15 protein-coding genes are annotated in these 21236 nt (G+C 70.7%); 6 read left to right on the top strand and 9 right to left on the bottom strand.

What is annotated here, in order from left to right; genetic code table 11:
* Positions 1 to 5 precede the first annotated feature (5 nt).
* Positions 6 to 635, top strand: a complete 630-nt coding sequence (gene purN, locus E4P42_RS02740) for a phosphoribosylglycinamide formyltransferase (protein ID WP_135122806.1) — start codon at positions 6 to 8, stop codon at positions 633 to 635.
* The gene (gene purH / locus E4P42_RS02735; RefSeq protein ID WP_135122805.1) at positions 632 to 2215 is read left to right on the top strand and encodes a bifunctional phosphoribosylaminoimidazolecarboxamide formyltransferase/IMP cyclohydrolase; all 1584 of its coding nucleotides are present in this window, start codon (positions 632 to 634) and stop codon (positions 2213 to 2215) included. Before purN ends, purH begins: the two co-directional genes overlap by 4 nt.
* Positions 2216 to 2232: 17 nt before the next feature.
* On the opposite strand, the gene E4P42_RS02730 is transcribed toward purH, so the two are convergent.
* Entirely contained in the window at positions 2233 to 3351 is a 1119-nt protein-coding gene (locus tag E4P42_RS02730) for a GGDEF domain-containing protein (protein ID WP_135122804.1), read from the bottom strand.
* A gap of 102 nt (positions 3352 to 3453) precedes the next feature.
* Positions 3454 to 5220 (bottom strand): LpqN/LpqT family lipoprotein, encoded by a 1767-nt coding sequence (locus E4P42_RS02725; protein WP_135122803.1) that lies wholly within the window; start codon positions 5218 to 5220, stop codon positions 3454 to 3456.
* A 115-nt stretch (positions 5221 to 5335) separates the two neighbouring features.
* Between E4P42_RS02725 and E4P42_RS02720 the strand changes: the two genes are divergently transcribed.
* The 4 genes from E4P42_RS02720 to E4P42_RS02705 all read left to right on the top strand — a co-directional run bounded on the left by E4P42_RS02720 (position 5336) and on the right by E4P42_RS02705 (position 11765).
* Positions 5336 to 6718 carry a sigma 54-interacting transcriptional regulator gene (locus tag E4P42_RS02720; RefSeq protein WP_135122802.1) on the top strand — a complete coding sequence of 461 codons (1383 nt, stop codon included), beginning with the start codon at positions 5336 to 5338 and terminating at the stop codon, positions 6716 to 6718.
* Complete coding sequence (locus E4P42_RS02715; protein WP_135122801.1) at positions 6711 to 8702, top strand: VWA domain-containing protein; 1992 nt, start codon at positions 6711 to 6713, stop codon at positions 8700 to 8702. The genes E4P42_RS02720 and E4P42_RS02715 overlap by 8 nt, the downstream gene beginning before the upstream one ends.
* 110 nt (positions 8703 to 8812) lie before the next feature.
* Positions 8813 to 10180: a PE-PPE domain-containing protein gene (locus tag E4P42_RS02710; RefSeq protein WP_135122800.1), complete on the top strand. Its 1368-nt coding sequence runs from the start codon at positions 8813 to 8815 to the stop codon at positions 10178 to 10180.
* A gap of 217 nt (positions 10181 to 10397) precedes the next feature.
* Positions 10398 to 11765: a PE-PPE domain-containing protein gene (locus E4P42_RS02705; protein WP_245233859.1), complete on the top strand. Its 1368-nt coding sequence runs from the start codon at positions 10398 to 10400 to the stop codon at positions 11763 to 11765.
* A gap of 20 nt (positions 11766 to 11785) precedes the next feature.
* On the opposite strand, the gene E4P42_RS02700 is transcribed toward E4P42_RS02705, so the two are convergent.
* From E4P42_RS02700 to E4P42_RS02670, 7 genes are all read right to left on the bottom strand, one after another.
* Positions 11786 to 12379: a DUF1707 domain-containing protein gene (locus E4P42_RS02700; RefSeq protein WP_135122798.1), complete on the bottom strand. Its 594-nt coding sequence runs from the start codon at positions 12377 to 12379 to the stop codon at positions 11786 to 11788.
* A gap of 321 nt (positions 12380 to 12700) precedes the next feature.
* A complete protein-coding gene (locus E4P42_RS02695; RefSeq protein WP_135122797.1) occupies positions 12701 to 13468 on the bottom strand; it encodes an enoyl-CoA hydratase family protein in 768 nt (255 codons plus the stop codon).
* Positions 13468 to 14628 carry an acyl-CoA dehydrogenase family protein gene (locus tag E4P42_RS02690; protein WP_135122796.1) on the bottom strand — a complete coding sequence of 387 codons (1161 nt, stop codon included), beginning with the start codon at positions 14626 to 14628 and terminating at the stop codon, positions 13468 to 13470. The genes E4P42_RS02695 and E4P42_RS02690 overlap by 1 nt, the downstream gene beginning before the upstream one ends.
* Positions 14625 to 16589 carry a biotin carboxylase N-terminal domain-containing protein gene (locus E4P42_RS02685; protein ID WP_135122795.1) on the bottom strand — a complete coding sequence of 655 codons (1965 nt, stop codon included), beginning with the start codon at positions 16587 to 16589 and terminating at the stop codon, positions 14625 to 14627. Before E4P42_RS02685 ends, E4P42_RS02690 begins: the two co-directional genes overlap by 4 nt.
* Before the next feature lie 88 nt (positions 16590 to 16677).
* A complete protein-coding gene (locus E4P42_RS02680) occupies positions 16678 to 18264 on the bottom strand; it encodes an acyl-CoA carboxylase subunit beta (protein WP_135122906.1) in 1587 nt (528 codons plus the stop codon).
* Between the two features lie 35 nt (positions 18265 to 18299).
* Entirely contained in the window at positions 18300 to 19448 is a 1149-nt protein-coding gene (locus tag E4P42_RS02675; protein ID WP_135122794.1) for an acyl-CoA dehydrogenase family protein, read from the bottom strand.
* Positions 19445 to 21082 (bottom strand): acyclic terpene utilization AtuA family protein, encoded by a 1638-nt coding sequence (locus tag E4P42_RS02670; protein ID WP_245233866.1) that lies wholly within the window; start codon positions 21080 to 21082, stop codon positions 19445 to 19447. The genes E4P42_RS02675 and E4P42_RS02670 overlap by 4 nt, the downstream gene beginning before the upstream one ends.
* Positions 21083 to 21236: the final 154 nt, after the last annotated feature.

Genomic DNA, 21236 nt, shown 5'->3' with positions numbered 1-21236 from the left:
TGCGCGTGCCGGAACCGCTACGTGTGCCCCCCAGCGCACCTGCGCGGCTGGCCGTCCTGGCCTCCGGGACCGGATCGTTGCTCGCCTCGCTGCTCGACGCCGCCGTCGGCGACTACCCGGCGCGCGTGGTGGCCGTCGGCACCGACCGACCCTGCGCAGCACTCGACATCGCCGCCGCCGCCGGCGTGCCCGGCTACACCGTGCGTCTGGGCGACCACCCGGACCGGGCGGCATGGGACGCGGCGATGACCGCCGCGACCGCCGCCGTCGAACCCGACCTCGTCGTCTCGGCCGGATTCATGAAGATTCTTGGCCCGCAATTTCTCTCGCGGTTCCCCGGCCGGGTCGTCAACACCCACCCGGCGCTGCTCCCGGCGTTCCCCGGTGCGCACGCCGTCCCCGACTCCCTGGCCTACGGCGTGCGGGTCACCGGCTGCACGGTGCACCTGGTCGACGCGGGGATGGACACCGGGCCGATCCTGGCCCAGGAGGCCGTCGCGGTGGCCGACGACGACGACGAGGCAACGCTGCACGAGCGGATCAAGGTGGTCGAACGGCGACTGCTGGTGGAAGTCCTGGCCGCGGTGGCGACCCGCGGCGTGACCTGGACCGGACGAAAGGCGACCATAGGATGAGCACAGCCGAAGGGCATTCACCGACGAAGAAGCCGATTCGCCGCGCCCTGATCAGCGTCTATGACAAGACCGGCCTGACCGAGCTGGCGCGCGGACTGCACGACGCCGGCGTCGCGATCGTGTCCACCGGCTCGACCGCCAAGACCATCGCCGGTGCGGGTGTCCCCGTCACCCCGGTCGAGGACGTCACCGGCTTCCCGGAGGTGCTCGACGGCCGGGTCAAGACCCTGCACCCGCACGTGCACGCCGGGTTGCTCGCCGACCTGCGCAAGCCCGAACACGTTGCGGCACTGCAGGATCTCGGCGTCGAGGCGTTCGACCTCGTGGTCGTCAACCTGTACCCGTTCAGCGAGACCGTCGCGTCCGGCGCGTCGGAGGACGAGTGCGTCGAGCAGATCGACATCGGCGGCCCGTCGATGGTGCGCGCGGCGGCCAAGAACCACCCGAGCGTCGCCGTCGTCGTCGAACCGCGCGGATACGACGGGGTGCTGGCCGCGGTCCGCTCCGGCGGCTTCACCCTCGCGGAGCGGAAGATCTTGGCGTCGTTGGCGTTCCGGCACACCGCGGAGTACGACGTCGCGGTGGCCACCTGGATGGGGTCGACGCTGGCCCCGGAGGAACCCGCGCAGCACCTGCCCGCCTGGGTGGGCGGCACCTGGCGGCGCGCGGCGGTCCTGCGCTACGGCGAGAACCCGCATCAGCAGGCCGCGCTGTACCGCGACGACGCCGCGTGGCCCGGCCTGGCCCAGGCCGAGCAGCTGCACGGCAAGGAGATGTCCTACAACAACTACACCGACGCCGACGCCGCGTGGCGTGCCGCCTTCGACCACGAGCAGATCTGCGTGGCGATCATCAAGCACGCCAACCCGTGTGGGATCGCGATCTCGTCGACGTCGGTGGCCGACGCGCACCGCAAGGCCCACGAATGCGATCCGCTCTCGGCGTTCGGCGGGGTGATCGCGACCAACACCGCGGTCAGCGTCGAGATGGCCGAGACCGTCGCCGACATCTTCACCGAGGTGATCATCGCGCCGGCCTACGAGCCCGGCACCGTGGAGATCCTGTCCCGCAAGAAGAACATCCGGATCCTGGTGGCCTCCGAACCGATGTCGACGGGCACCGAGATGCGGCCGATCAGCGGGGGGCTGCTGCTGCAGGAGCGCGACGCCCTCGACGCGGCCGGCGACGACCCGAACACCTGGACGCTGGCCACCGGCGAGCCGGCCGACGCCGCGACACTGACCGACCTGGCGTTCGCCTGGCGAACCTGCCGCGCGGTGAAGTCCAACGCGATCGTGGTGGTCGCCGACGGCGCCACGGTCGGCGTCGGGATGGGGCAGGTCAACCGCGTCGACGCGGCCCGGCTGGCGGTGCAACGGGCCGGGGACCGGGTGCGGGGCGCGGTCGCGGCGTCGGACGCGTTCTTCCCGTTCCCGGACGGGCTCGAGACATTGACCGACGCGGGCGTGAAGGCCGTGGTGCATCCGGGTGGCTCGATGCGCGACGAACTGGTCACCGAGGCCGCCGCCAAGGCCGGCGTGACGCTCTACCTCACCGGCGCCCGGCACTTCGCGCACTGACCGCGGTCTCGGCGTCGCTACAGCGGCGGCTCGTCGTCCTCGAGCGTGCGCAGCGGCGGACACCGGACGTGGTGGGCCTGATTACCACCCGCCCGCCGCGCCACCTGCGCCGCGCCGCGGGCGATCTCGAGCAGTTCGTCGAGGGTCTCGTAGGGCGGCCGCTGCACCAGCCCGTGCATCGGGGTGCTGACCACACCGATGCTCGCCGACGTGCGCGGGGGCGTGGTGCGGATCGCGCTGCGGACCCGCTCCACCAGCGGTGAACTGTCGGTGGTCGGGAAACTGTCGGCGATCAGGAACTCCGACCCCGGCAGGTGGGCGATCACCGCGCTCTGCCGGGTGGTCTCGCGCAGCGTCTGTGCCGCGGCGACGCGGGCCCGGTCACCCGCCTGGCGGCCCTTGGTCTGGGTGAGCAGCGCGAAGTTGTCGAGGTCGACCACCACGATGACGAAGAACCGGTCGTCGTCGCGGTTGCGGGAGGCGATGAACGCCGCCACCGCCCGGTCGAACGCCTCCCGGTTGTAGAGCCCGGTCACCGGGTCGATGTCGGCGTTGAGCACGTTGATGCCCAGCAGATGCACCAGGGCCTGGCAGGTGGCCGGGGTCGCGAAGTTCACGACCGTGAGGAACACCAGCGTCGACACCGCCAGCGCGGGGTCGCTGTCGAGCGCCAGGCGCACCGCCAGCACCGTTGCGGTCCCCAGCGCGACCGCGAAGTTGAATGCCATCAGCCGCGGGGTGTGGAAGAACGCGATGTAGCCGGACAGCACCGCGAACGTGGTGGCGCCGAACATGCCGTTGAACGGTTCGGCCTGGATCAGACAGGACGCGCTCACACACAGCGAGGCCAGCACCACGAAACCGGCCGACTGCCGTTGCGTCGGCCAGCCTTCCCGCAGCCAGCCCGCCGCCATCGCGAGCAGCGCGACCGCGATCGCGACCGCCACGATCTGCCCGGTCGGCCCGGCCGGACCCGCGGGGCTGGCCAGCGACACCAGCAACACCACGGCGAACCCGAACAGCGATCCGGCCGTCACCCGGCAGATGTTGCGCTGGGCGCCGCGGGCGGCCAGGTACGCCGTCAGCCAGTAGTAGTGGTCAGGCTGGCGCCACCATTCGCGCAATGCGCCGGTCAACAGTTCCCCTCCGGTGAAGGCCGGGCCCTCTCGATTGACGACCCCGGCAAAAAGCAGCTTGGTACCGCAACCGTATTCGCGCAAGGGCGTTTGCGCGGCGGGTCACGGCCCGATCGTGGTCTGCCGGTCGACGACCCCGCCGACGTCGGTCAGCAACGGCGTCTGCTCGACGAGCGCGTCGGCGTTGATCTGCAGGACGTACAGGGCCTGTGGCACCGGGATCAGCACCGTCTTCTGCCAGATCGCGCGGCGCCGGCCGTCGCGTTCGTAGGTGCCGTCGGTCTGCACCATGTCGAACCCGGACAGTTTGCCGGGGCGGCCGCCGCCGGCCTGGAAACCGGGCAGGTTGCGGAGCTCGTTCGGCGCGTACTCGGTGATCTCGGCGGCGTTCACGTCACCGGTCAGCTTGGACATCAGCGTGATCACCGTCGGCGGGTCAATGTTGGCGGGCAGGCCCTCGAACAGCATCGCCGAGTACGCCCACGACGGCGCGCGAGGGCCGGCGTCGGCCCAGCCGGGCGGGACCGGCAGCGTGACGGCCGGCGCGCCGGGGGTCTCCCGCTTGATCGGGACCTCGACGATCCGGTTGTCGCGGATGTAGTCGGCGATGGTGTACGCCCGCCCGTCGGCGCGGGTGGGCGGCGCCGCGGTCCGGGTGGGCCGCGTGGTGGTGACCGCGTCGGCCCGTGCGGTGGACGACGACGTCGACGTGCCGGCCGGGCCGTCCGCGTCGTCGGAACCGCCGAGCGTGACCGCGGTGACGACACCGGCCACCAGCAGCACCACCCCGATGACGGCGGCGGCGACGATCAACCCCTTGCGGGAGCGCCGCGGCGGCGCACCCGGTGGCGGGCCGAACGCACCGCCGGGGTGCGGGCCGCCGGCCGGCGCCCACGGGGAGACCAGCACCGGCGGACCCTGGGCGACGTTCGGCGCCTGCGCCGGCGGCGCGGAGACGGGCGGGCCGGGATAGGACACGCCCGGCGGCGGACCGGGTGGAGCGGTGAACGTCGGTTCCGGCACCGCGGCAGAGTGGGAGGCCCGGGCCAGGGCGACCGCGAAGTCGTGGCAGGTGTCGAACCGGGACGCCGCGTCCTTGGCCAGCGCCCGCGCCATCGCCGCGTCGTAGACGGCCAACTCCGGCCGGGTGTCGCCGAGCCGCGGCGGCGGGGTGTTGAGGTGGTGGCTGATGATCACCGCGGGATTGCTGTGCGGGAACGGCGGCGCCCCGGTGAACAACCGGTAGGCCGTGGCGGCCAGCGAGTACTGGTCGGCCCGGCCGTCGATCGGGTGACCCATCAGCTGTTCGGGCGCGCTGTAGCTCATCGACCCGACCGCGATGTTGGTCGACGTGAGCCCGGTGTTGTCCTCGGCATGGCGGGCGATGCCGAAGTCGGCGAGCAGGATCCGGCGGCGGGCACGGTCGGGTCCGGTGATGAGGATGTTGGCCGGTTTCACGTCGCGGTGCAGCAGCTGACGCTGGTGGGCGTAGTCCAGCGCATCGCCGACCGCGGTGACGATCTCGAGCACATCGGCGGCGGGCATGCCCGCGGGGTAGCGGTCGACGAGCAGCCCGGCGGCGTCGTGGCCGTCGACGAAGTCCATCGAGATCCACAACCGACCGTCGTACTCACCGCGGTCGTGAACGCCGACGATGTGCGGATGCCACAGGGTGGCGGCCAGATCGGCTTCCCGGCTGAACCGCTGCCGGAATTCCGCGTCCGCGGAGTACGACGCCGGCAGCACCTTGAGCGCATCCTGCCGCGGCAGCCGGGGATGTTGCGCCAGGTAGACCTCACCCATGCCGCCGGTGCCGACGAGCCGGACGATGGTGTAACCCGCGAACACCTGACCGGTTTCGAACGGCATGGCCCGCAGACTACCGGCCGTCGGCGCGCACAGCCCCGGCTCCGCAGGCGTATTCCCGCGTTCGCTCTCGGGGTAAGCGGTGCCGCATCGGCGCGGCAGTCGTAGCGTGGGAGTCGTGACCCAACCTCAAGATCTGCCGCGGACCGTCGGCGAGCTCCGCGCCTCCGGCCACCGGCAGCGTGGTGTCAAAGAAGAGATCCGCGACAACCTGCTGGCTGCGCTGGCCGAGGGCGGCGACGTGTGGCCGGGCATCCTGGGCTTCGAGGACACCGTGATCCCGCAGCTGGAGCGGGCGTTGATCGCCGGACACGACATCGTGCTGCTCGGCGAGCGCGGTCAGGGTAAGACCCGGTTGCTGCGCGCGCTGACGGGGTTGCTCGACGAGTGGACGCCGGTGATCGAGGGGTCGGAGCTCGGTGAGCATCCCTACGACCCGATCACTCCGGAGTCGATCCGCAAAGCGGCCGATTCCGGTGACGATCTGAAGGTGTCGTGGCGGCACCGCAGCGAGCGCTACACCGAGAAGCTGGCCACCCCCGACACCAGCGTCGCCGACCTGGTCGGCGACATCGACCCGATCAAGGTGGCCGAGGGCCGCAGCCTGGGTGACCCGGAGACCATCGCCTACGGACTGATCCCGCGCGCCCACCGCGGCATCGTCGCGGTCAACGAGCTGCCCGACCTCGCCGAGCGCATCCAGGTGGCGATGCTCAACGTGATGGAGGAGCGCGACATCCAGGTACGGGGATATACCTTACGACTGCCGCTCGATGTTCTTGTTGTAGCCAGCGCCAACCCCGAGGACTACACCAACCGCGGCCGCATCATCACCCCGCTCAAAGACCGGTTCGGCGCCGAGATCCGCACCCACTACCCGCTGCGGCTCGAGGCCGAGGTCGGCGTCATCACCCAGGAGGCGCAGCTGGCCGCCGACGTCCCCGAGTACCTGCTGCAGGTGCTGGCCCGCTTCGCCCGGCTGCTGCGCGAATCCCATTCGGTCGACCAGCGATCCGGCGTGTCAGCGCGGTTCGCGATCGCGGCGGCCGAGACGGTGGCGGCGTCGGCGCGGCACCGGTCGACGATCCTCGGCGAGCAGGATCCGGTGGCGCGTGTCTGCGACCTCGCCACGGTGATCGACGTGCTGCGCGGCAAGCTGGAGTTCGAATCCGGGGAGGAGGGTCGCGAACAGGCGGTGCTCGAACACCTGCTGCGCCGCGCCACTGCCGACACCGCGCAGCGGCTGCTGGGCGGCCTCGACGTGGGTCCGCTGGTCGCGGCGGTCGAGGAGGGGTCGCCGGTCACCACGGGGGAGCGGGTGTCGGCCAAGGACGTGCTGGCCGCCCTGCCGGATCTGCCCGTGGTCGAGGCGATCGCCACCCGGCTCGGGGCGCAGTCCGACGGTGAGCGCGCGGCCGCGGTGGAACTCGCGCTCGAGGCCTTGTATCTGGCGAAGCGGATCGACAAGGTGTCCGGCGAAGGCGAAACCGTCTATGGCTAAACCGGGCCACGGACGGTCGTCGCGGTACTCCCGCTACACCGGCGGGCCGGATCCGCTTGCGCCGCCGGTGGATCTGCGCGAAGCGCTCGAGCAGATCGGCGAGGACGTGATGGAGGGCAGCTCCCCGCGGCGGGCCCTGTCCGAGCTGCTGCGCCGCGGCACCAAGAACATGCGCGGCGCGGATCGGCTGGCCGCCGAGGTCAACCGCCGGCGACGGGAACTGTTGACGCGCAACAGCCTCGACGGCACGCTGGCCGAGATCAAGAAGCTGCTCGATGAGGCAGTGCTCGCCGAGCGTAAAGAACTGGCCCGCGCGCTCGACGACGACGCCCGCTTCAACGAGATGCAGATCGAGTCACTGTCGCCGTCACCGGCCAAGGCCGTCCAGGAGCTCTCGGACTACCAGTGGCGCAGTCCCGAAGCACGCGAGAAGTACGAGCAGATCCGCGACCTGCTCGGCCGCGAGATGCTCGACCAGCGCTTCGCCGGGATGAAGCAGGCGCTGGAGAACGCCACCGACGAGGACCGGCAGCGGGTCAACGAGATGCTCGACGACCTCAACGACCTGCTGGACAAACATGCCAACGGGCAGGACTCGCAGCAGGACTTCGACGAGTTCATGGCCAAACACGGCGAGTACTTCCCGGAGAACCCGCGCAACGTCGAGGAGCTGCTCGACTCGCTGGCTCAGCGCGCCGCCGCCGCGCAGCGATTCCGCAACAGCCTGTCACCCGATCAGCGCGCCGAACTGGATGCGTTGGCGCAGCAGGCGTTCGGGTCGCCGTCGCTGATGAACGCGCTCAACCGGCTGGACTCGCATCTGCAGGCGGCCCGGCCCGGGGAGGACTGGACGGGGTCGTCGCAGTTCTCCGGGGACAACCCGCTGGGGATGGGAGAGGGCGCCCAGGCGCTGGCCGACATCGGCGAACTCGAACAGCTCGCCGAACAGCTGTCGCAGAGCTACGCGGGCGCGACGATGGACGACGTCGACCTCGACGCACTGGCCCGCCAGCTCGGCGACGACGCCGCCGTCGACGCCAGGACACTGGCCGAACTCGAGCGCGCGCTGGTCAACCAGGGGTTCCTCGACCGCGGGTCGGACGGTAAGTGGCGCCTGTCGCCGAAGGCGATGCGCCAACTCGGCCAGGCGGCACTACGCGATGTGGCACAACAACTCTCGGGCCGGCACGGGGAACGCGAAACCCGTCGCGCGGGGGCGGCCGGGGAACTCACCGGCGCCACCCGGCCGTGGCAGTTCGGCGACACCGAACCCTGGAACGTCACCCGCACGCTCACCAACGCGGTGCTGCGCCAGGCCGGTACGGGCACGGTCGAACGCCCGCTGCGCATCACCGTCGATGACGTCGAGATCTCCGAGACCGAGACCCGCACCCAGGCGGCGGTCGCGCTGCTGGTGGACACGTCGTTCTCGATGGTGATGGAGAACCGCTGGCTGCCGATGAAACGCACGGCACTGGCGCTCAACCATCTGGTGAGCACCCGGTTCCGCTCCGACGCCCTGCAGATCATCGCGTTCGGCCGGTACGCGCGCACCGTCACCGCGGCCGAACTCACCGGTCTGGAAGGGGTGTACGAGCAGGGCACCAACCTGCATCACGCACTGGCGCTGGCGACGCGCCACCTGCGCCGCCACCCGAACGCGCAACCGGTCGTGCTGGTGGTCACCGACGGTGAGCCGACCGCGCATCTGGAGGACTTCGGGTCGGTCGGCGACGGCACGCAGGTGTTTTTTGATTACCCGCCGCACCCGCGGACCATCGCCCACACCGTGCGCGGGTTCGACGAGGTGGCCCAAATGGGCGCGCAGGTCACGATCTTCCGGCTGGGCAGCGACCCCGGCCTGGCCCGCTTCATCGACCAGGTGGCCCGGCGCGTGCAGGGCCGCGTCGTGGTCCCCGACCTCGACGGGCTGGGCGCCGCGGTGGTCGGCGACTACCTGACCTCACGCCGGCGCCGGCGGTAGCAACCGGGTATCCGCCCATCGCCCGCAGTTGCTGACCGAGGGGAATCGGGGGTGATGAGCCACCTCTCGTGCGGTACCTTGGCTCCGCACCTGTGCACGAGGGGAACGGTATGGCAAAGCATCGGGCTGGGCGACGGTCGGCGCGCGAACGCCGGGCGGGGCGGGCGGCGCCTGCGGTGCTGACCACCGCCGTGGTGGCCTCGGTCGCCGCTGCGGGTGGCGTCGCGGTGACCGCACCCGAAACCGTGGCGTCGACGATGTACGACCTGTCGGCGTTGATCGTCGAGGGCAGCTCGACCAACCCCACGGGCGCGGGCGTCGAGGACTTCTACCGCGGGAAGTTCGCCGCGGGCCGCGACGTGGTCACGGTGAACTTCCTGACCGGCCCGTTCGGCGTCTACGACGCGCTGGCCGCCAACGGCGCTGCCGACGACAACGTCGTGCTGTCGTCCGGCTGGGGCGCGGCGAACGTGAGCCTGCTGCTCTCCTACCTGGAGGCGACCGGCGGCGACGATCCGGTGGCCACCGACGCGGTGTACGTACTCGACAACAACGTGGCCCGCCCGAACGGGGGGTTCGGCACCCGCTACCCGGTCTTCGGCCTCATCGGGGTCAACCCGGTGCCCACCCCGACCGCGCCGGGCGGTCAGGTGGTCGACGTCGGCTACGAGTACGACATCAACGGCAACACCCCGGCGTACGTGCTGAACGTCGTGGCGATGGCGAATTCCCTGGCCACCTACTTCGACAACCGGCTCAACCAGAACGACATCGACCTGCCGCTCGACGCCGACGGCAACCTCGAGCTGACCGACGCCGAATGCGGTACCGCGTGCCAGGTTTCGATCGACAGCGGTGAGGACACGACCGTCATCCTCGAGTCGGGGAAGGTCGTCGTCATCAAGCACGTCGGCGAGACCACATACATCAGTTATCGCCGCGACGGCCTGCCGTTGCTGCAGCCGTTGCGTACCTACGGCGGCGAGGTCGGCAACCGATTCGCCGACGCGATCGAAGACCCGCTGACCGCCATCGTCAACTACGGCTATCCGAACAACGATCCGCTCGCCGATCCCAACGTCTACCGGCCGGCCGGATTGCTCCCGACCCCGCGGGAGACCGCGACCTTCCTGCGCAACCTCGCCGACCCCGACAACAACCGCAGGCCGACCGTCACCACGGTCGAGCGATCCGACCGCGTGACCGGCGAGCGGTCCGAGGCGGTCGAGCAGGTCCGGGAGCTCGAGCAGGAGGAGCAGGCGGAGGAACCGACCGCCTCGACCACCGGGGGTGACGACGAACCGGACAGCCGACAGACCACCACCTCGCGGCGACCGGAGGGTGTCGGGACCATCGTCCGCAACACGATCGACCGGCTGACGACCGCGCCGTCGAAGAAGGCCGACGCGCCGGGCGACGCGGGCTCGAAGGATGAATCGGCCGGGTCGGCCGGCGACACCGACGATGCCACTGACTAGCTGCAGTAGGCAGTAGGTGTTTGACTTCGCGCGGACTTGATCTTTCGCCCCTTTTTGCACCTGTTGATCTCGGTCTCATCTGCGCTACGGTTTGCTGCATTCACGCCGTCCGGGTGAGGAAGGGGAGCTCGCCGCGGACGGATCGCACGCGATCTGTTGAGGGGAATCGATGGCGAAGCACCGTGCTCTGGACCCAACCAGCCGTCGGGGATCATCCGTGGCGCGGCTGGTGGCACCGGGCGGTCTCGCCGCGGCCGCGCTGGGTGCCACCAGCCTGTCGTCGGCATTACTGACGGGCGCGACGACGGCTGTCGCGCCGTCGGTCGACCTGCTCGCACTGATCACACCCGCCAACTCGACGGCGCAGATCATCGCCGGCACCACCTACTACGGCACCGATTACACCGAGGTCTATGGTCCGCAGGAGGTGGTCCCGTTCTTCCTCGGCCCGCAGGGCATCGCCGACGCGATCAGTGCGCATGAGGACGACGTCGACCCGACCGGCGTGACGGCGTCCGGCTGGGGCGCCGGGCAGACCGGGACCGCGCTGGAAATCCTCGCGAACAATGCGGATGAGGACGACCTGTCGAACGTCGAGCTCGTCATCCTCGACAACAATTCCAATCGCGGTGGCGGTGGATTCTGGACGACCTACTCCCCGTTCGCGCCGCTGCTGCTGACCTCGTCGGCGCCCACGCCGAGCGATCTCAACGTGCCGATCCTGGACGTGGCCTACGAGTACAACATCAACTCCAGCGCGCCGGTCGACCCGCTCAACCCGTTCGCGCTGGGCAACAGCCTCATGGCCTACGTGTACGGCTATGGCGGCGAGCAGACCGCCGAGGTTCCGGACTACATCATCGAGGAAGCGAAGAACCCTCAGGGCGATCACTACCACTACGTCCTGGATTCCGAGGGCGATGTCGTCGAGCGCATAGATCTGCCCGGCAGCACCACCACCTATGTCACCTTCGAGGCGGACGGACTACCCCTCGTGCGGCCGCTGCGGCTGCTGCCCGGCGGGGACATCATCGCCGACGCGCTGGAGCCGACACTGACGGAATTGGTCAACGCGGGTTATGCCGACGGCAAGGGCGTCCCGGGCGACGAGGCGATCCCGGTCGATCCTCGGACGCCGCGAACCATGCAACCGGGGTCGTCGCTGACCGCGCTGGGCGGGGTGCCGGAGTCGATCGGTGAAGGGTTCGGCGCGAGCCTCGCAACCGCGGAGGCGGACCTGTCGGATCCGACGAACTTCGTGACCAAACCGATCGACGAGGCAGCCACGTTGCCGCTGGTGCCGACCCTCGTCGACCAGCCTGATCCAGGGCTCAACCGGTCGGCCTCCGTCGACGACGGGACCGAGGAGTCCGCGCGCGAACCGGAGAGCGACGACGACACCTCGACCACCCGGTCGTCGACCCCGGTGAAGCGGTTCACCGACCGCCTCAACGACGCCGTGAAGAGGTTCACCGGGGCAGCGTCGGGCGGGGCCCAGGATGATGCGAACGACGCGGACGACGACAAGGCGAACGATGCGCCGGCTGACGACTCCGGCGACCGGTCTGATTCCGCGACGTCGTAGACGGAGTCCGAGCCCGCCGCTCAGCCGGTGGTGGCGTGCTTGCGCTTCTTGCGCTTGACCTTCACGCTGCCCCACAACGCCAGGCCGCGGATGCGTACACACGGCGCGCCGGGCGTGCCGTCGCCGGCCACGCTGTGGTCGAAGGCGCCCATCACCGCGACGCCGCGCAGATCGGCGTTCACCTCCGGCGGGATCAGGATGGTCTGCCCGCCGAACACCGAGTAGGCCCGGATCTCCACCTCGGGGGCGGTGAAGTCCGCGTAGCGCAGGTCGACGACGCCGCCGCCGAAGAGTGCGACGGCGGTGAGTCGGCGGGGGACGTTCCAGCGGCCGCGACGCTCGAACCCGCTCATGATGGCCAGCAGCATGGTCGATGGCGCCGGGCGGCACGGCCCGGTGTTGCGCGGTGTGGTCATCGCCCCGGGCAGGTCGGCGCTCAGCAGCGCGAGTTCCTCGTAGGTCTGGGCCGCGTACGCCTTGGTCAGGCGGTCCTCGTACTCGGTCATCTGGAGGCGGCCCTGGGCGGCGGCATCGGTGAGCAACTGCGCGATCTGAATCCGATCCGTATCGGCAGCGCGCTTCGACCCGTTCCGCGGCGTCGCAGGAGTGCTCATCGAGGACGAGCCTACGACGATGCCTGGCACATGCAAGGGTGTTGGCTAAACTGTGCCCTCCGCACGTGGGGCGAAGCCGCTAGCCGGTCGAAGTTTCTCGGGCTTCACCGCCGCGTTACCGGAAAGTTATCGGCGCGAGCAGGTCTTTCGCCGGTGGCCCCGCCGCGGATTTGTAACGTACGGCGGCACTTTCGATCGCTGCGATTTCGAACACACCAGCCCTGAACGGGGGTCGATCGGTCCTCGGTGCCGCCCGCCGAGGCGTGCGGGCCGCCGTCTGCTCGGCGGTGGCGGCGACGGCCCGCACGGCGTCGACCTGCGTCAACCCACCCAGTTCGGCGGTCGCTTCTGCAGAAAAGCCAGCATGCCTTCGCGCGCCTCGGCCGAGTCGAACAGCGTCACCGATTGTGCGGTCAGCGCCTCGGCGTCGCGGTCGAATCCGGCGAGCACCGCCGCGGTGGTCAGCGCCTTGGACGCCGCGAGCCCCTGCGGCGATCCGCGGCCGATCTCCGCGCCCAGCGCCGCCACCGTCGCCGCCACGTCGTCGGTGGCCACCGTCACCAATCCGATCCGTTCCGCCTCGGCTGCGCCGAACTTCTCGCCGGTCACGAAATACCGTCCCGCGGCGCGCGGCGTCATCTTCGGCAGCAGAGTCAGCGAGATGATCGACGGCGCGACGCCGATGCGCGCCTCGGTGAGTGCGAACGTGCTGCCCGCGCCGGCCACCACGATGTCGCAGGCGCCGATCAGCCCGAGACCGCCGGCCCGCACGTGCCCGTCCACCGCGGCGATCACGGGTACCGGCAGTTCGAGGATCGCGCGCAGTGTGTCGGCCAGTTCTCTGGCGCGGTCGGCCGCGAGGTCGGCGGGTGCGCGTCCGGCCGCCTCCGACAGGTCGGCGCCCGCGCAGAACGTGCCTCCGGTGTGGTCGAGCACGACCGTGCGCACGGTGGCGTCGGTCGCCGCGGCGCGCAACCCCTCGTGCAGTTGGGTGACCAGCGCGGTGGACAGCGCGTTGCGGTTGTGCGGCGAGTCCAGCGTCAGGCGGGCGACGCTGCCCTCGACGGCGTAGCGGACCAGCTCGCTCATCAGTAGGACCGGGGGAGGCCGAGCGACGTCTGAGCGACGAAGTTCAGGATCATCTCGCGGCTCACCGGAGCAATGCGGGCCAGCCGCGACGCGGTCACGGCCGCGGCCACGCCGTACTCCTTGGTCAGACCGTTGCCGCCCATGGACTGCACGGCCTGATCGACGGCGCGCACCGAGGCCTCGCCGGCGGCGTACTTGGCCATGTTGGCCGCCTCGGCCGCCCCGGCGTCGTCGCCGCTGTCGTACAGCGCCGCCGCCTTCTGCATCATGAGCTTCGCCAGCTCGATCTTGATATGGTTCTGCGCCAGAGGATGTGACAGGCCCTGGTGGGCGCCGATCGGGGTCTTCCACACCTGCCGGGTCTTGACGTAGTCGACGGCGCGGCCGATGGCGAAGCGGCCCATGCCCACCGCGCTGGCGGCCCCCATGATGCGTTCGGGGTTGAGCCCGGCGAACAGCTGGGCGATCGCGGCGTCCTCCGAGCCGACCAGCGCGTCGGCCGGCAGCCGCACATCGTCGAGGAACACCTGGAACTGGTTCTCCGGACTGATCAGTTCCATGTCGATCTTGGTCCACGTCAGCCCGGGCGTGTCGGTGGGGACGATGAACAGCGCCGGCTTCAGGTTGCCGGTTTTGTGATCTTCGGTGCGGCCGACGACGAGCACCGCCTGCGCCTGGTCGACGCCGGAGATGTAGACCTTCTGGCCGCTCAGCAGCCAGTCGCTGCCGTCGCGGCGCGCGGTGGTGGTGATCTTGTGCGAGTTCGACCCGGCGTCGGGTTCGGTGATCGCGAACGCCATGGTGATCGAACCGTCGGCGATGCCGGGTACCCAGCGCCGCTTCTGCTCCTCGGTGCCGTACTTGGAGATGATGGTGCCGTTGATGGCGGGGGAGACCACCATCATCAGCAGGGCCGACCCGGCGGCGGCCATCTCCTCCATCACCAGCGCCAGCTCGTACATGCCTGCGCCGCCGCCGCCGTACTCCTCGGGCAGGTTGACCCCGATGAAGCCGAGTTTTCCTGCCTCGGACCACAGTTCGTCGGTGTGCTCACCGGCGCGCGCCTTCTCCAGGTAGTAGTCCTGGCCGTAGTTGGCCGCCATCGCGGCCACCGCCGTGCGCAGCGCCTGCTGTTCCTCGGTCTCGACGAAACCTGTCATGACTCTCCTTGACTATCCACTCGGGCGAGTACCGCACCGACGTCGACCTGTTGGCCCGGTGCGACATTGAGTTCGGCGAGCACTCCGTCGCCGGGGGCGGCGAGGGTGTGCTCCATCTTCATGGCCTCCAACCACACCAGCGGCTGACCCGCGGTCACGGTGTCGCCGACGGCGGCGCCCACCCGCACCACCGCACCGGGCATCGGCGCGATCAGCGAGCCCTGGGCGACCGCGGAATCGGGGTCGGGGAAGCGCGGGGCGACGGTGAGGGCGACCGCGCCGAGCGGCGAATCCACGTACACCTCGCCGCCGTGGCGCGCGACCTCGAAGGCGTGCTCGACCCCGCCGGTGCGCAGCACCACCCGCGCCGGGGCCGCCGACACCAGTGCGAGATCGTCGTACCCGGGCACATCGACGCCGGTGCGGGTGATGCGGTAGCGCACCTCGTGTTCGTCGCCCGCGGCGTCGCGGTACCGCCTGCTCTGGTGGCCCGATGCCAGGTTGCGCCATCCGCTGGGCGCGGCCGCGAACACCGGTGCGGTGGCGCGGTTGTGAGCGGCGTCGGCGAAGGCGGCCGCAACCATCGACAGTGCGGTGGCGCGGTCGTCGCCGCCGGGCGCGGCCAGGTCGGCCAGGCCGTGGGTGTCGAAGAACGCGGTGTCGGTGGCGCCGTCGAGGAACGCCGGGTGGCGCAGCACGTTGACCAGTAGGTCGCGGTTGGTGCGGACGCCGTGCAGTCGGGTGCGGGCCAGCGCGTCGGCCAGGATGCCTGCGGCCTGCCTGCGGGTCGGCGCATACGAGATGACCTTGGCGAGCATCGGATCGTAGAAGATCGACACAGGAGATCCGTCGACCACACCGCTGTCCACCCGCACCCCGGTCCGCTGCAGCGGGCCGAATTCCGTTGTCGCGGTGGGCACGTCGAACCGCTGCACGGTCCCGGCCTGCGGCTGCCAGTTGCGGGCCGGATCCTCGGCGTACAGGCGCGCCTCGATCGAATGGCCGCGCGACGGCGGCGGCTCGGTGTCGAGCCGCTCGCCGTCGGCGACGAGCAGCTGCAGCTCGACGAGGTCGAGACCGGTGGTGGCCTCGGTGACCGGATGCTCGACCTGCAGGCGGGTGTTCATCTCGAGGAAGAAGAAGTCGCCCGCTGAGTCCGCCATGAACTCGACGGTGCCCGCACCGGTGTAGCCGATCGCCTGGGCGGCCAGCCGCGCGGCCTCGAACAGGCGCTCGCGCATCCCCGGGATCCGCTGCACCAGCGGGGAGGGCGCCTCCTCGATCACCTTCTGGTGGCGGCGCTGGATCGAGCACTCCCGTTCGCCGACGGCCCAGACGGTCCCGTGCGCGTCGGCCATCACCTGCACCTCGATGTGGTGCCCGGCGGCCAGATAGCGCTCGCAGAACACCGTCGGGTCGCCGAATGCGGACTGCGCCTCGCGCTGCGCGGCGGCCACCTCGCCGGCCAGCGCGTCGAGCTCGCGCACCACCCGCATTCCGCGTCCGCCGCCGCCGGCCGAGGCCTTCACGAGCACCGGCAGCTGAACGGCGGTGACGGTCTCGGGGTCGAGTTCGTCGAGCACCGGCACCCCGGCCGCGGCCATCATCTTCTTGGCTTCGATCTTGCTGCCCATCGCCGAGACGGCGGCGACCGGCGGACCGATCCAGGTCAATCCGGCGTCGAGCACCGCCGCGGCGAAATCCGCGTTCTCGGAAAGGAATCCGTAGCCGGGATGGACCGCGTCGGCGCCTGCCGCCCGTGCCGCCGCGATCAGCTGCGCGGCGTCGAGGTAGCCGCTGTTGCCCTGCAGCCGCACCCGGGCGTCGGCCTCGGCGACATGCGGGGCGTTCGCGTCGGGGTCGGTGTACACGGCGACGGTGCCGATGCCGAGGCGGCGGCAGGTGGCGAAGACGCGGCGGGCGATCTCCCCGCGGTTGGCGACCAGGACTCTGGTGATCACTGACGTCTCCTCTGCGCCGACACTACGGTTGTTGACGATTTCCGGCCGATTTCGGTCATCTTCCGTAGTCTCGGCGCGCTGTGGGCGCTCACATCCGGAAGACGCCGAAGTTCGACGTCCCCTCGATCGGGCCGGTGGCGATCGCGGACAGGCACATCCCCAGCACGGTGCGGGTGTCGCGGGGGTCGATCACCCCGTCGTCGTAGAGCCGCCCCGACAGGAACATCGGCAGCGACTCGGCTTCGATCTGCGCCTCGATGGCGGCCCGCAGTGCGGCGTCGGCATCCTCGTCCACGGTCTGGCCGCGGGCCTCGGCGGCCGCGCGGCTGACGATCGAGATGACCCCGGCGAGCTGGGTCCCGCCCATCACCGCCGCCTTGGCGCTCGGCCACGCGAACAGGAATCGCGGATCGTAGGCCCGCCCGCACATGCCGTAATGCCCGGCGCCGTACGAGGCGCCGATCAGCAGCGACAGGTGCGGCACCGTCGAATTGGACACGGCGTTGATCATCATCGAGCCGTGTTTGATCATGCCGCCCTCCTCGTACTGCCTGCCGACCATGTATCCGGTCGTGTTGTGCAGGAACAGCAACGGCGTGCTGGACCGGTTGGCGAGCTGGATGAACTGGGTGGCCTTCTGCGACTCCTCGCTGAACAGCACGCCGCGCGCATTGGCGAGGATGCCGATCGGGTAGCCGTGCAGCCGTGCCCAGCCGGTCACCAGCGACGAGCCGTAGAGCGCCTTGAACTCGTCGAACTCCGACCCGTCGACGATGCGGGCGATCACCTCGCGCGGATCGAACGGGATGCGCAGATCCGCGGGCACGATGCCGAGCAGTTCCTCGCCGTCGTGGACGGGTTCGGAGACCGGCGCGGGCGCCGGACCCTGTTTACGCCAGTTCAGCCGGGCCACGATGCGCCGGCCGATGCGCAGCGCGTCGAGCTCGTCGTGGGCCAGGTAGTCGCCGAGACCCGACGTGCGGGCATGCATCTCGGCGCCGCCCAGCGATTCGTCGTCGGACTCCTCGCCGGTGGCCATCTTGACCAGCGGTGGTCCGGCCAGGAAGACCTTGGACCGCTCCTTGATCATCACGACGTGGTCGCTCATCCCGGGCACGTAGGCGCCGCCGGCCGTGGAGTTGCCGAACACCAGCGCGATGGTCGGGATGCCCGCCGCCGACAGGCGGGTGAGGTCGCGGAACATCTGCCCGCCGGGGATGAACACTTCCTTCTGGGTCGGCAGGTCGGCGCCGCCGGATTCGACGAGCGAGATCACCGGCAGCCGGTTCTCGAAGGCAATCTGGTTGGCACGCAGAATCTTGCGCAGCGTCCAGGGGTTGCTGGTGCCACCCTTGACGGTGGGGTCGTTCGCCACGATCAGGCATTCGACGCCGCTGACCGCGCCGATGCCGGTGACCACGCTGGCCCCGACGGCGAAGTCGCTGCCCCAGGCGGCCAGCGGGCTGAGCTCGAGGAACGGGGCGTCCGGGTCGAGCAGCAGTTCGATGCGTTCGCGGGCGGTCAGCTTGCCGCGGGCGTGGTGGCGCTCGACGTATTTCGCGCCGCCGCCGGCCAACGCCTTGGCGTGTTCGGCGTCGAGTTCGGCGAGCTTGGCGGTCATGGCGGCCGCGGCCTCGGTGTAGGCGGGGGCGTTGACGTCGAGCGCCGAGGGCAGGGCGGAGGCGCGGTCCGCTGCGCTACTCGCTGGGCTCACGACTGATATCCCAGCGTCTTGGCCGCCAGTGCGGTGAGGATTTCGGTGGTTCCGCCGCCGATCCCGAGGATTCGCATGTCGCGGTACTGCCGTTCGACCTCCGACTCGGCCATGTAGCCCATGCCGCCGAACAGCTGCACCGCCTGGTTGGCCACCCACTCACCGGCCTCGACCGCGGTGTTCTTGGCGAAGCACACCTCGGCGATGAGGTTCTGCTCACCCGACAGCTGCCGTTCCACGACGTGGCGGGTGTAGATCCGCGCGACGTCGACCCGCCGGGCCATCTCGGCCAGCGTGTTCTGCACCGACTGCCGGGAGATCAGCGGTCGGCCGAACGTCTCGCGGTCGCGGCACCACTGCACGGTGAGGTCCAGGCACCGTTGCGCGCTGGCGTAGGCCTGCGCGGCGAGACCCACCCGCTCGGCGACGAAGGCGCCGGCGATCTGCAGGAATCCGCTGTTCTCGGGGCCCACCAGGTTGGCCGCCGGCACCCGGACGTCGGTGTAGGACAGCTCGGCGGTGTCCGACGACCGCCACCCCATCTTGTCGAGCTTGCGGCTCACCTCGAACCCCGGCGTCCCCTTGTCGACGACGAGCAGCGACACGCCGCCCGCGCCGGGTCCGCCGGTGCGCACCGCGGTGACGACGTAGTCGGCCCGGACGCCGGAGGTGATGTAGGTCTTGGCGCCGTTGACGATGTACTCGTCTCCGTCGCGGACCGCGCGGGTGGTCAGGTGCCCGACGTCGGAGCCGCCGCCGGGTTCGGTGATCGCGAGGCTGCCGATCAGCTCGCCGCGCAGGGTGGGCCGCACGTAGGTGTCGATCAGCCGTGCATCGCCGGAGGCGGCCATGTGCGGGGTCGAGATGCCGCAGGTGAACAGCGACGCGAACACCCCGCCCGGCGCGCCGGCGTAGTGCATCTCCTCGCAGATCACCACCGCGTCGGCGCCGTCGCCGCCGCCCCCGCCCACCGACTCGGGCATCCCGGCGCCGAGCAGACCCGCCTCACCCGCCTTGCGGTGCAGATCGCGCGGCAGCTCACCGATGCGCTCCCACTCGGCGACGTGCGGCAGCACCTCGCGTTCGGCGAAGGCGCGCACCGACTTCCGTAGCTGTTCGCGCTCGGGTGTGTGCCAGATACTCACGGGAACAACTCCTCCGGGATGTCGAGGTGACGGCTGCGCAGCCATTCGCCGAGACCCTTGGCCTGCGGGTCGAACCGGGCCTGGTAGGCGACGCCCTGGCCGAGGATGTCATCGATCACGAAGTTCACCGCCCGCAGGTTCGGCAGCAGGTGACGGGTGACCGGCAGGCCGGCGGTCTCGGGCAGCAGTTCGCGCAGCGCGTCGACGGTGAGGGCTTCGACCAGCCAACGGAACTCGACGTCCGTGCCGACCCAGACGCCGATGTTCGCGCTGCCGCCCTTGTCGCCGCTGCGCGCCCCGGCGATCGTGCCCAGTGGCGCCCGCCGGGTCGCGCCGGAGCCGCCGAACGCCGGTACCTCGGGCGTCGGCACCGGCGTCAGCTCCAGCGTCTCTGTCGCGCAGGCGATGTCGTGGCGGGTGCCGTCCGGGTGCACCGCGATGTGCGGGACGTCGGCGGCGGGTACGAACGCCGGGGAGAACACCCCGAAGACCTGGCCCGGACCCGGCGGGCTGGTGGCGTGGAAGCCGGGGTAACTGGCCAGCGCCAGTTCGACTGCGGCCGAGGAGAACTGCCGCCCGACGGTGGCCGGGTCCGGGTCGCGCACCACGCAGCGCAGCAGCGCGCTCGCGGCCTCCTCGGTGTCGGCGTCCGGGTGGTCGGTCCGGGCCAGCGTCCACTCGAGCTCGGCCGGCGTGACCGTGAGTGACGCCTCCAGCTGGCGGCGCACCAGTTCGGCCTTGGCCTCGATGTCCAGACCGGTCAGCACCAGCGTCATCTCGTTGCGGAACCCGCCGATGCTGTTCAGCGACACCTTCAGCGTCGGTGGGGGCGGTTCGCCCCGTACGCCGCTGATCCGCACCCGGTCCCGGCCGTCGTCGGACAGCTCGACGGTGTCGACGCGCAGCGTGGCGTCGGGGTTGGCGTAGCGCGCCCCGCCGATCTCGTAGAGCAGCTGGGCGGTGACCGTGCCGATGGTGACCGCGCCGCCGGTGCCCGGGTGCTTGGTGATCACCGACGAGCCGTCGGCGTGGATCTCGGCCAGCGGAAACCCGGGACGGCCGAGGTCGGCGATGTCGGTGAAGAAGGCGTAGTTGCCGCCGGTGGCCTGTGCGCCGCATTCGATGACGTGACCGGCGGCGATCGCGCCGGCGAGCGCGTCGTAGTCGGTGCGCGCCCAGCCGTGGTGCGCGGCGGCCGGACCGACGATCACCGAGGCGTCGGTGACGCGTCCGGTGACCACCACGTCGGCGCCCGCGGTCAGGCAGTCGGCGATGCCCCACGCACCGAGGTAGGCGTTGGCCGCGAGCGGGTTGTCGAAGCCGAACTCGGCCGCCCGGCCGACGAGGTCGTCGCCCTCGACGTGTGCGACCGTCAGGCTCAGCCCCAACCGGTCGACGAGCCCGCGAACCGCGGCGGCCAGCCCGGCGGGGTTGAGCCCGCCGGCGTTGGTCACGATGCGCACCCCGCGCTCTGCTGCCAGGCCGAGGCAGTCCTCGAGTTGGGTGAGGAAGGTCTTGGCGTAGCCGCGGCCGGGGTCCTTCGCCCGGTCGCGGGCGAGGATCAGCATGGTCAGCTCGGCGAGATAGTCGCCGGTGAGGTAGTCGAGCTCACCGCCGGTGATCATCTCGCGCATCGCTGCCAGGCGGTCGCCGTAGAACCCCGAGCAGTTGCCGATGCGAACGGGCTCGGGCAACCGGTGCTCCCATCCTCGTCGATGTGCCAACCAACCGGTAGGTTAGACGGTACCTCCGGTCCCACGTCAAGGTCCGCATCCGGGCGCGCCGCCG

Origin of the sequence: Mycobacterium sp. PS03-16, from assembly GCF_004570325.1 — a bacterium.
GTDB lineage: Bacteria > Actinomycetota > Actinomycetes > Mycobacteriales > Mycobacteriaceae > Mycobacterium.
This window is presented reverse-complemented; position numbering and strand designations above follow the sequence as displayed.

Bases quoted from the DNA above. Each gene is read 5' to 3' on its own strand.
- purH (WP_135122805.1), top strand. From the start codon at position 632: ATGAGCACAGCCGAAGGGCATTCACCGACGAAGAAGCCGATTCGCCGC.
- E4P42_RS02725 (WP_135122803.1), bottom strand. From the start codon at position 5,220: ATGCCGTTCGAAACCGGTCAGGTGTTCGCGGGTTACACCATCGTCCGG.
- E4P42_RS02715 (WP_135122801.1), top strand. From the start codon at position 6,711: ATGGCTAAACCGGGCCACGGACGGTCGTCGCGGTACTCCCGCTACACC.
- E4P42_RS02710 (WP_135122800.1), top strand. From the start codon at position 8,813: ATGGCAAAGCATCGGGCTGGGCGACGGTCGGCGCGCGAACGCCGGGCG.
- E4P42_RS02700 (WP_135122798.1), bottom strand. From the start codon at position 12,379: ATGAGCACTCCTGCGACGCCGCGGAACGGGTCGAAGCGCGCTGCCGAT.
- E4P42_RS02695 (WP_135122797.1), bottom strand. From the start codon at position 13,468: ATGAGCGAGCTGGTCCGCTACGCCGTCGAGGGCAGCGTCGCCCGCCTG.
- E4P42_RS02690 (WP_135122796.1), bottom strand. From the start codon at position 14,628: ATGACAGGTTTCGTCGAGACCGAGGAACAGCAGGCGCTGCGCACGGCG.
- E4P42_RS02670 (WP_245233866.1), bottom strand. From the start codon at position 21,082: ATGCGCGAGATGATCACCGGCGGTGAGCTCGACTACCTCACCGGCGAC.